At 28.4% G+C, this 7950-nt stretch carries 10 protein-coding genes; 9 read left to right on the forward strand and 1 reads right to left on the reverse strand.

Annotation, left to right across the window (positions count from 1 at the left end; all coding sequences use genetic code 11):
* The first annotated feature begins 7 nt into the window (after nucleotides 1-7).
* The 9 genes from B4J88_RS09525 (at nucleotide 8) to B4J88_RS09565 (ending at nucleotide 7508) form a co-directional block, all read left to right on the forward strand.
* Nucleotides 8-577, forward strand: a complete 570-nt coding sequence (locus B4J88_RS09525) for a sigma-70 family RNA polymerase sigma factor (protein ID WP_291067492.1) — start codon at nucleotides 8-10, stop codon at nucleotides 575-577.
* Between the two features lie 635 nt (nucleotides 578-1212).
* Complete coding sequence (locus B4J88_RS09530) at nucleotides 1213-1701, forward strand: DUF417 family protein (RefSeq protein WP_115000182.1); 489 nt, start codon at nucleotides 1213-1215, stop codon at nucleotides 1699-1701.
* Nucleotides 1698-2777 (forward strand): peptide-methionine (R)-S-oxide reductase MsrB, encoded by a 1080-nt coding sequence (gene msrB, locus B4J88_RS09535; RefSeq protein ID WP_115000181.1) that lies wholly within the window; start codon nucleotides 1698-1700, stop codon nucleotides 2775-2777. Before B4J88_RS09530 ends, msrB begins: the two co-directional genes overlap by 4 nt.
* Before the next feature lie 155 nt (nucleotides 2778-2932).
* Nucleotides 2933-3358, forward strand: coding sequence for a MarR family winged helix-turn-helix transcriptional regulator (locus B4J88_RS09540; RefSeq protein ID WP_180906579.1), 426 nt, complete (start codon nucleotides 2933-2935; stop codon nucleotides 3356-3358).
* Entirely contained in the window at nucleotides 3355-3777 is a 423-nt protein-coding gene (locus B4J88_RS09545; protein ID WP_038330684.1) for an organic hydroperoxide resistance protein, read from the forward strand. Before B4J88_RS09540 ends, B4J88_RS09545 begins: the two co-directional genes overlap by 4 nt.
* 10 nt (nucleotides 3778-3787) lie before the next feature.
* Entirely contained in the window at nucleotides 3788-4153 is a 366-nt protein-coding gene (locus B4J88_RS09550; RefSeq protein ID WP_038330681.1) for a DUF1304 domain-containing protein, read from the forward strand.
* A gap of 8 nt (nucleotides 4154-4161) precedes the next feature.
* The gene (locus B4J88_RS09555) at nucleotides 4162-4797 is read left to right on the forward strand and encodes a nitroreductase family protein (RefSeq protein WP_291067434.1); all 636 of its coding nucleotides are present in this window, start codon (nucleotides 4162-4164) and stop codon (nucleotides 4795-4797) included.
* Nucleotides 4798-4805: 8 nt separating this feature from the next.
* A complete protein-coding gene (locus tag B4J88_RS09560) occupies nucleotides 4806-5492 on the forward strand; it encodes a type 1 glutamine amidotransferase domain-containing protein (RefSeq protein ID WP_291067436.1) in 687 nt (228 codons plus the stop codon).
* Between the two features lie 1758 nt (nucleotides 5493-7250).
* Nucleotides 7251-7508, forward strand: coding sequence for a helix-turn-helix domain-containing protein (locus B4J88_RS09565; protein WP_260543027.1), 258 nt, complete (start codon nucleotides 7251-7253; stop codon nucleotides 7506-7508).
* A gap of 9 nt (nucleotides 7509-7517) precedes the next feature.
* Here the strand turns inward: B4J88_RS09565 and B4J88_RS09570 are convergent, their stop codons facing one another.
* On the reverse strand, nucleotides 7518-7817 hold the full coding sequence (locus tag B4J88_RS09570; RefSeq protein WP_291067438.1) for a hypothetical protein: 300 nt from the start codon (nucleotides 7815-7817) through the stop codon (nucleotides 7518-7520).
* Nucleotides 7818-7950 lie beyond the last annotated feature (133 nt).

A 7950-nucleotide genomic window follows, 5' to 3' on the forward strand; every position in this document is an offset into this window, starting at 1 on the left:
AATACAAATGCACTACGGGTTTTTCTATAAAAATATACCTATGATAAATAAAGATAAAAATATTAATATCCAAAAATGGATTGATGATTATACATTGGACCTATTAAAAAAAACTAACTATTTAATATCTAGCAAAGAAGATGCAGAAGATTTAGTACAAGATGTTTTTATTTCAGCTTTTGAAAATTATGAAAAATTTCAATGGAATAGCTCTGTAAAAACTTGGTTAATTAGTATTTTGAAAAATAAAATTTCTGATTTTTACAGAAAAAAATATAATAATAAAAATGAGATCACTTTAGATTATTTTTTTGATGAAAATGGTAATTGGATTGATAAAAATATATTAAATGATTGGACAGAAAATGAAAATAATATTAGAGAAAACTATTTAGAAAATTGTTTAGAAAAATTACCTAATAAATGGTTAATTCCTATAAAACTATACTATTTAAAACAAAAAAAAACAGAACTTGTTTGTCAGGAAATAGGAATTACATCGACTAATTTATGGAAGATTCTTCAAAGAGCTAGATTACAATTAAGAGAGTGCATTGAATCTAATTTATCTAATTAAAAATTAACTTATGTGGAATAAAATTATTCATTGGGTTATTATGCCTTGTAATGAAATAACATTTGAAATAGAGAAAAAAAATGCAAAAAAAATCTCATTAATTCAAAATTTGAGATTGAATTTACATATTTATAGTTGTAAATGGTGCGCTTCTTACTACAAAAAAGTAAAGCTAATAGATAATCTTTTGAATAAACAAAATTCAAAAGAAAAATTAATTAATGTAGATGCTCTAAAATCTAAAATAAAGTCCAAAATAGAAACTCATTGTAAACATGAATAAATACATTACGAATGTTTATCATCAAAAAATAAAGTGTATAAATAATATTTTCTTTTTAAACTGCTATTTTTAAGACTAAAATTTTTATTAAATAATTTCCAAAGTATAGTCTAAAGTTAATTTTTATTTTAATTATAATACATCACATATTTAATGAAATTTAAGATAAATTCATAAAACAATAAAAAAAACTCAAACCATTTTAAATGATACATTTACAATGGTTTTTTTTTGTAAAAATTATAGAAAGATTAATATCTAACAAAAAAAAATAGATTTTTTTTGTCAGGTTTTAATTATTTATACGACTACTATTATAAAAGATCGTATATACAATAAAAATTATTAAAAAATGGAAACAAAAAATTTAGTTCATACTCATAAAGATAATTTGAATATTAATTCACCCTTTATAAATCTTTACAAAATAGGATATTACTTACCTCTATTTGGAACAGTATTACTTTTAGTGTGGATAGGCATTTTTAAGTTTACACCAACAGAGGCTCAAGCTATAAAGTCTCTTGTAGAAAATCACCCATTATCGTTTTGGATTTATAAAATATTTAGTGATCAAACTGTATCTAATATAGTTGGAGTACTTGAATTACTTGTAGCATTATTAGTTGTTTTAACTTTAAAATATCAATCATTAAAAAAATATGCGGGAATAGCTATTCTTATTATTTTCGGAACAACTCTTAGTTATCTTTTTACAACTCCCGGGATTTGGAAATTTGTTGATGGAGTTCCTGTAACAGATTTTTTCATTTTAAAAGATATAGCTTACTTCGGCTTTGGTTTCACTCTTTTAGCTCAATCTTTAAATAAAAAATCATGAAAAAATTATTCATCATAAGCTCATTAATTATTACAGGAATAATACTAACAAGTATAAGTTGTAAAACTCATAAAAATAATTTAGTTAAATCGAATAAACATCAGAAAATGAATAACACATCAGAAAATGAAATATATTTTGCAGGAGGATGTTTTTGGGGAACAGAACATTTTTTTAAACAGGTCAGAGGGGTTACAAATACAGTTGTAGGTTATGCTAATGGAACTATAGAAAAGCCTTCTTATAAAGAAGTGATCACAGGTAAAACTGGTTTTGCTGAAACTGTCAAGGTAACTTATAATCCTGATATAGTTGATCTAGGATTATTAATTGATTTGTATTTTAAGACAATAGATCCTACGAGTCTAGACAAACAAGGAAATGACTTAGGGACACAATATAGAACAGGAATTTATTATACAAACCCAACTGACTCTAAATTAATCGATCAGAAGTTAAAAGATTTAGAAAAAAATTATAATCAAAAAATTGTAGTAGAAAATATGCCTTTACATAATTTTTATGATGCAGAAAATTATCATCAAGATTATTTAAATAAAAATCCAAAAGGATATTGCCATATATCACCAAGTTTATTTGATGATGCTCGTAAGGCAAATCCTATTCAAGAAAAAGAATATATCAAAGAAAGCCAAAGTGAACTTAAAAAACATTTAACTTCTTTGCAATACGATGTTACACAAAATGGTGCAACAGAAAAACCTTTTTCAAATGAATATAATTCTGAATTTAGAGAAGGAATTTATGTAGACATAACAACTGGTGAACCTCTTTTTGTGTCAACGGATAAATTTGAATCAGGTTGTGGCTGGCCAAGTTTCTCAAAACCAATCAGTAAAAATCTTATTGAAGAAATAAATGATAATTCTTTTGGAATGAAAAGAACTGAAGTAAGAAGTAAAACTGGTAATGCTCATTTAGGTCATGTTTTTGATGATGGCCCAAAAGATAAAGGAGGATTGAGATATTGTATTAATAGTGCATCATTAAAGTTTATATCAAAAGAAGAAATGAAAGCTAAAGGATATGAAAAATATTTATCCTTAATAAAATAAAAACTAATAAAATTCTATTTCTAAATATTATAAAAGGTATTACTTAATGTTTACAGATTGTAATTTTTAATAAAACATTTGTTAATGTTTTACAAAATTATATTGTGTAAAATATAATTTTGTAACTTTGTTATGTAATTTAATATTGATGAACTATGAAAGATACGCTAGAACTAGATAATCAATTTTGTTTTCCCATATATGCGCTTTCAAAAAAGATAATCAACATGTACCGTTTATATTTAGATCCACTTGATATTACCTATCCACAGTATTTAGTGCTTATGGTTTTATGGAAAGAACAACAGCAAACAGTAGGGCAATTAGGTGAAAAACTTTTCTTAGACAGCGGTACACTAACACCCTTACTAAAAAGAATGGAGCAAAAAGAAATGGTTGTTAGAAGTAGAAATATTGAAGATGAGCGCATTGTAGTAATTTCTTTGACCAAAAAAGGAAGTGCTTTGAAAGAGAAAGTCAAAGATATTCCAGAAAAATTGTTAGAATCAATGGCGATATCTGTAGATGAGCTTAAACAATTAAAAAAAATAGCAAATAAAATTTTAAACAAACAACAATGAAAAAATTATATGAAACTCAGGCTACAGCTACGGGAGGTAGAAGCGGACAAGTAAAAAGTGAAAACGGTGTTTTAGATATGCAAGTACGTACTCCAAAAGCATTAGGAGGTGCAAATGATGACTTTTTAAACCCTGAAATGCTATTTGCAGCAGGATATTCTGCCTGTTTTGATAGCGCTTTGAATTTGGTGATCAAACAGCAAAAAATAAAAACAGGAGAAACGAGCGTTACAGCAAAAGTAGCTATCGGACAATTAGAAAGCGGAGGTTATGGTCTTGCAGCTGAGATACATGCTAATATACCAGGTGTTTCAATGGAAGAAGCTCAAAAGCTTATTGAAACAGCACATAAAGTATGTCCTTATTCTAATGCAACTCGTGGAAATATTGAAGTTATATTAAGTGTTTCTGTAAATTAATACAAATGATATGGAAATTATAGCAAGTATTTTAACCGCAGTTGTTGCAATTGAACATTGTTACATTCTTTGGATGGAAATGTTTGCTTGGGAAACAGCAGGTAAAAAAACATTTAAATCTTTACCAAAAGATTTATTTACTCCTACGAAAGCATTAGCTGCTAATCAAGGTTTATATAACGGTTTTTTGATTGCAGGACTTATTTGGTCTTTTCTTATAGAAAATCATGAATGGAGTTGTAATATTCGTCTATTCTTTTTAGGATGTATTACTGTTGCAGGTATTTTTGGAGGTATAACCTCTGGTAAAAAAATATTTTTGATACAAGGTATTCCTGCTTTAATTACCATGTTGTTTGTGTTTTTAACTAAATAATTAAAAAAATGTCATTAATAGAAGATTTAAATTGGAGACATGCAGTAAAAGCATACAATCCATCGCAAAAAGTTAGTCAAGATAAAATTGATAAAATTATAGAAGCTGCTAGACTAGCACCTACTTCATCTGGATTACAACCTTTTAAAGTATTAGTTGTAGAGAACCAAGATTTAAAAAATCAATTGGTAAAAGGAGCTCTTAATCCTGAATGTATGAGAGATTGTTCACATGTAATTATTTTTGCTGCTTGGGACAACTATACAGCAGAAAGAATTGATAAAGTATATGATTTTACTACAGATGAAAGAGGATTGCCAAGAGGTCGTTTCGGAAGTTATACAGATAAAATAAAAGGTATTTACTTGAATACATCAGCAGAGGAAAATTTTGCACATACTGCTCGTCAAACTTATATTGCATTAGGGCTTGCATTAGCACAAGCTGCTGAGTTAAAAGTTGATACTACTCCTGTAGAAGGTTTTGATAACGCTATTGTAGATAAAGTTTTAAAATTAGACGAGTTAGGTCTTAGAAGTGTATCTTTAATGTATGTTGGTGTTGCCGATCCTGAATTAGACTGGATTGGATCTATGAAAAAAGTTAGACTACCAAACGAAGAATTTATTGTTGAATTTAAATAATTAAAATTATGAAAATATTATTTGTTGTTACTTCTCATGATGAATTGGGAAATACAGGACATAAAACAGGATTTTGGGTAGAAGAATTTGCTGCTCCTTACTACAAATTTGTAGATGCTGGACACGAAGTTACTATTGCTACACCTAAAGGAGGACAAGCTCCTATAGATCCTAATAGCGAAACAGAAGCTGCACAAACAGAAGCTACAGAGCGTTACAATAAAGACGAAAATGTTCAAGCTTTAATTGCAAATACACATGTATTAGCTAATGAAAAAGCTGAGGATTACGATGCTATTTTCTATCCAGGAGGTCATGGACCACTATGGGATTTAGCAAATGATGTGCATTCTCAACAATTGATTTTAGATTTCTATAATGCTGGTAAGCCAGTTGGTGCTGTTTGTCATGCTCCAGGAGTTTTCAAGAATATTACTTTAAGTAATGGAGAACCTTTTGTAAAAGGAAAAAATGTAACTGGTTTTTCTAATTCTGAAGAAGATGCTGTACAATTAACAGATGTTGTTCCATTCTTAGTTCAGGCTGAATTAGAAAAATTAGGAGGTCATTACTCTAAAACTGAAGACTGGGGAGTGCATGTTGTAGAAGACGGTTTATTAATTACAGGTCAAAATCCTGCATCTTCGGAAAAAGTTGCTGAGAAAATGATTGCTTACTTACAAAGTAATTTATAAAAATTGTTCCTTTAATGTAAATATTGATTTGTATTTGCGTTAGGGATTGTAGAGAAAATCCTTTTCTGATTAGAAAAGATTGCAATGGAAATGTTTTTTTGGATGAGCTTCCCCCTAGGGCATATGAATACCGATAATTAAAATAAATAAGCTATGAATAAAAAAGTGATAGAAAGAATTTTACATTCATTTTTATTCATGAGTTCTTATTGTTTTTAAATGAATTCATATGCCCTTCGGAGAAGTCTTGACACAAAAACATTTGAAATTAAAAATTTGAAATTAAGAATTTGAAATTAAAAGGAGAAGCTCCAGTGGAGCTTAGGTAAAATTGTTACAAATTAATTAATAATTATATGTTCATTTTTTCCTTGATGAAAAAAAGAACCAAAAAAGTCAAGTCGGTGCTTACAAGTCGGTCAATAACGACTACTCGCTAAATGCTTTAAATCATTCACATATAAAATGTAAACAGTAAATCATTTTAACACTCGCTACGTCGAATTGACACTCGACTCTTCAGCAATGACGGTTTTTGAAATTCATTGTTAAAATGAATTTGATTTAGAAAAGAAGTAATGGAAAGATTCTGCACTTAGAGTACCTCAGTGACCATTTTAAATTCTTACTTTCATTTTTTGCTCATCTAAAAAACATTTGAAATTAAAAGGAGGAGCCATGGTATGGCTCAGGTATTTTAACTAAATTATTTCCATAAAGTTGGCAACTCGTTTCACTCAAACACTCCAACTTTTATATTCTAATAATTTAGAGTTGAATTACATTTCGATTCTAAATCGTCGGATTTTAAATTCCTATTCATAAACAATAAATCAACGTAAAATATTAAAGGTCAATAAATAAACATTCTTAAATAAGGACGGTTTTAAATTCATTGTTAAAATGAATTTGAATATTGAAAAAGAATTAAGAAAACGGCATTAAAACTCACACGTTAAGAAAATGATTGAATGAAACGTAAAAAAGGTTTTAGCCCGTAGGGTTTTTAAAATCTTTAGTGGAATGAGAACATTTTTAGTAGAGAGGTTTACGGCCAAGTCTTTTTTCGTTAGTTTTTTTGACGAAAAAAAGTGACATTAAAGAAAAGGAAAACATATACCCTTCGGAAAACCTTGATGAAAAAACATTTGAAATTAAAAGGAGAAGCTCTAGTAGAGCTTAGGTACATATGTTCATTTTTGTCTTGACACAAAAACGAACCAAAAAGGTCAAGACTGCGATTTTCGACGTTCAATCTTCATTTTACTCACTAAAAAGATTAAATGATTCGCATACGCTCACTAATCTTTTTTACGCTTGTTTCAATGGATTGAAACTCGTCTGCAAATCGTATGTCGCCTTTAAAATTCTTATTTAAAGCAATCTCGACTCTTCAGAAATGACGGATTTTAATGCCTTATTAAAAGTGAATTTGAATATTAAAAAAGGATGAAGAAACCGGCATTAAAACTCACACGTTAAGAAAATGATTGAATGCAACGTAAAAAAGGTTTTAGCCCGTAGGGTTTTTAAAATCTTTAGTGAAATGAGAACATTTTTAGTAGGGAGGTTTACAGCCAAGTCTTTTTTCGTTAGTTTTTTTGACGAAAAAAAGTGACATAAAAAAAAAGAAATTCGAATAATTAAAACAGAAAATCAATAAAAAAAGTAACACTCCCTCCCTATCCTACTTCCTCTTATGATTTGTTTTATTTAATTAAAATATCTATCTTACTGAAATTAAGCAAATTAAAACGTATGCAAAACACTTACTTTTTTACACAAAAAGAGAAGGATAGCAACGAGTTAAAACTTCTTTTAGTAGAATTAATTACGAATATACAACCCACGGACAAAGATCACGGATTCTACGACAGTGCAGATGTGCAAAGGCTACTTAACGTTAGTGACAAAACGTTGTATCGCATGAGGAGAAACAAGACGATTCCTTGTTTTAAGCTCGGTAAAAAGTACTTTTACCCAAAACATTTCTTTAACAAAAAAGCTCTTGGATAAGAGCTTTTTTTAGTGGTTGTTTAAATATGAATTTAAAGCAAACTTTAAATCATCATTCTTAGTTATTTCGAGGATTTCATTTGTTAAGTCAGGTTTAAATGACCAAATCCAACATAAAATTTCATCTTCCGAAGGTGGGTTATTATCTGGAATAAATTCAATAAATCCTTTTTCCACACCAATTATATTGACTACTATACAATCGATAATAGATAAACGCTCATCAAATTTTTCAAAATCAACGATGTTGTCAAACATAATTTGATTCGGATAATTTTGTAATAGTTCTTTTAGTGTTTCGTTTTTCATAATGATGCATAACATTGTTTTTTACGAAATGAAATATGGTGAGTTTCATGAAAAAACCACTATGTCTATATTTCGTAAACTAAATTCAAACATACAACAACCATTTAACAATAAATTACGGTTTCACGTAAAA

The organism is Empedobacter sp. UBA5036 (genome assembly GCF_002415215.1).
Lineage (GTDB): Bacteria > Bacteroidota > Bacteroidia > Flavobacteriales > Weeksellaceae > Empedobacter > Empedobacter falsenii_B.